General features: G+C 51.8%; 4 protein-coding genes. 3 read left to right on the forward strand and 1 reads right to left on the reverse strand.

Annotation, left to right across the window (positions count from 1 at the left end):
• The coding region (locus EKA13_RS26895; protein WP_141685661.1) for a transposase at positions 1–178 on the forward strand (178 nt) is incomplete at its 5' end.
• Here the strand turns inward: EKA13_RS26895 and EKA13_RS26900 are convergent.
• Positions 167–1402, reverse strand: coding sequence for an NERD domain-containing protein kinase family protein (locus tag EKA13_RS26900; RefSeq protein ID WP_065762007.1), 1236 nt, complete (start codon positions 1400–1402; stop codon positions 167–169). The genes EKA13_RS26895 and EKA13_RS26900 overlap by 12 nt on opposite strands.
• Before the next feature lie 277 nt (positions 1403–1679).
• Here EKA13_RS26900 and EKA13_RS26905 point away from each other — a divergent pair, with 277 nt between their 5' ends.
• Both EKA13_RS26905 and EKA13_RS26910 read left to right on the forward strand, forming a co-directional pair.
• Positions 1680–2081 carry a hypothetical protein gene (locus EKA13_RS26905; protein ID WP_065762008.1) on the forward strand — a complete coding sequence of 134 codons (402 nt, stop codon included), beginning with the start codon at positions 1680–1682 and terminating at the stop codon, positions 2079–2081.
• Positions 2078–2353 (forward strand): hypothetical protein, encoded by a 276-nt coding sequence (locus tag EKA13_RS26910; RefSeq protein ID WP_065762009.1) that lies wholly within the window; start codon positions 2078–2080, stop codon positions 2351–2353. Before EKA13_RS26905 ends, EKA13_RS26910 begins: the two co-directional genes overlap by 4 nt.
• The last annotated feature ends 74 nt before the right edge of the window (positions 2354–2427 follow it).

The following is a 2427-nucleotide window of genomic DNA, read 5'->3' on the forward strand; positions in this document are numbered from 1 at the left end:
CGCTGAGAGCATCCTTGCCTACTTCGACCGGCCAGGAACCAGCAACGGTCCAACAGAAGCTATCAACGGGCGACTTGAGCACTTACGAGGTACCGCCTTGGGCTTTAGAAATTTAACCAATTACATAGCCAGGTGCTTGCTGAAGTCAGGAGGGTTTAGAAATCAGCTACACCCTTAAATGCGAAGAGCCACTTAACTGGTCGCGACGTGGACCGACCGTACCAGCTGGTTGATGGTAAGCAGCAATGAAGTTCGATAGCGCGATATTGCTGTCCGGAGAGAACCAGATGCTGTGGTCACCAAGATCCCGGTGCGCGACTTTGAATCCGTGCATTGTGGCAAATTGTGCGACCATCACTTTAGCCAATCGAACCCGGCCAGCTTCGTCAAACTGCTCTACGAAACGATTGATAAACTCATTGAGCCGGTAATGTTCTGAGGGCAATTCGCAAAGCTCAGAGTACTCCTGAGTTACAGAGTCTCTTGATGGATTCTTCATCGGACGAAGGCATCGCCTGCCCAAATCTAGGTCTCGGTTACTCAAATAGACTAATACATCACGCTCACGGGAAAGAATCTTGAAACGTCCCTCTGGAGTTTTAGCATCAACATCATCTAGCTTGGAAAAGTCCCAAAGTCGGAGCAGAGCCCGCTCATGCTTATTGTTATCATTTTTTGCCTGGTGTTCGACATACACTTTGCCTGGGTGCTCGAAAATTATCTCCTGAGCCCGAAACCCGTCAACAACCAACTCTTTTGGTTTTGTGTTCCCCTTACTAAACAAGCGGTCAAACACGCTGAAATACTGATTAAGGCCTTGGGCGTTTGGATGCGGCCGAAACCTCTTGTTATATAAGCCTTCGTTAGCGAGCTTAAGAAAATCCGCCAGCGTTAGAACGTGCTTTAGATCACTTTCTGGCAAGCTTGAAAATTTACAATCGCCTGACAGCACCACACAAAATTGAATGTTAGGTACACGGCCATCAGGTAAGTTCTTCTTTACAGCCTGCAATTTCCTTTGGAGCAAAAATGATTTGTTTTGAGTGATTGCAACAGGCGAGCGCCCTCGTTCATCACCGTTCTGATACCACTTCCCTCCGTTGGAAGTGATCTCGCCATTCCAATGCTTGAGTTCAACGATCAGAACGTTCTTGTGAGTCACAATCACAAGGTCAAACTCACCCTCCGAACCTCGTGCATCCGCAAAGCGGAAGCCTGCGTACCCTCGCCAGGGCCACATTCCCCCCGCCCCTGCTGTAAGCGCTTTCAGTTGCTCTGCCATTCCCCCCTTGAGGTGGGAGGAGCTGCTAGCAGGCTTCGGGTTCTGAAAAGCATCCTCCATCTCTTCGATAGCACAAACCTCGTGGCGTAACAGCCCACCTTCCCAGTACAGAACGTCCATTCCATGATCTCCAAAGCCGTACGCCACTCAGGTAAGCGGGCTCAATTGCTGAAAATGGCTGGAACTGTATCAGCGAAAACATGCTGCCATCAAACTGACATCGGGACGTTCTCGGGCTTGAAGGCCATCATTCGGTGGTAACTGGGTGGAAAATCATTTCCTCTGCCCAAGGCTGGAGCTCGCAAGGTAGCTTGGCCGGGCAATGACGCAACTATGGCTTTGCTTACTGCTTATTTTGTGGGCATGCTGTTAACGAAAGGCGCGAGGGGAACAAGCCATGGACCAGGAGGCATTTCAACTAGCAGCATCGTCGGCTGCCGAACTGGTCGACTACCTATGCAACACGAAAGGGGCAACCTCTTCATCTGAGCGCTATAACAAGGTCTTCGGCCTCAACCCGGCCGAATTTTCCGCTCAGCTTGCTACCTATCGTCACAGCCAATCAGATGGCGCAACCACGCCTGAAGCCGAAGCAGCGCTACGCTTTATCACAGATGCCCTACGTGTGGTCATGACGGTGACCGAGAGCGGGGTAGCTATCGAGCGGGCGATTGTCTGGTTCCGCCAAGATCCATTGCCAGCTTTCGGAGGGCGAACAGCAGAGCAACTGGTCAGTCATGGCCAAGTTGAGCGGCTTCTGCAGTTTCTGGCCTCCTGGCAGGCCGGGAGTCAAGGATGAGTACCGACGCCTACCTACAGACCGGTCCGCAGCCGAACTATCACTTGTGCTATCGAACCATCCTTTGCGCCATGGATGAACGGTACGACATACGCGGCTATGTGCTGGCGGAGATGGTGAGAACCTGTTTGAAGCACCGAGCTACCCTACCTGCGGCACAGCGCGCGTACTTTCTGCAGTATGCGCAGTCGGAGGCAATAAGCGATCTCGAAAACCTAACGGCCATTTTGCTATTTGGTCCCCTGGGGCGCTTTTCACCTGAGGAGTATTAAAGTGGACCCATCGGTCAAGACAGTTTTTCAGCGAGTTTAAGCTGCGTCGCTTACTGCCACTGCAGCTGGTCGGC

Source organism: Pseudomonas defluvii (assembly GCF_001695625.1).
In the GTDB taxonomy this organism is placed as follows: domain Bacteria; phylum Pseudomonadota; class Gammaproteobacteria; order Pseudomonadales; family Pseudomonadaceae; genus Aquipseudomonas; species Aquipseudomonas defluvii.

Bases quoted from the DNA above. Each gene is read 5' to 3' on its own strand.
- EKA13_RS26900 (WP_065762007.1), bottom strand. From the start codon at position 1,402: ATGGACGTTCTGTACTGGGAAGGTGGGCTGTTACGCCACGAGGTTTGT.
- EKA13_RS26905 (WP_065762008.1), top strand. From the start codon at position 1,680: ATGGACCAGGAGGCATTTCAACTAGCAGCATCGTCGGCTGCCGAACTG.
- EKA13_RS26910 (WP_065762009.1), top strand. From the start codon at position 2,078: ATGAGTACCGACGCCTACCTACAGACCGGTCCGCAGCCGAACTATCAC.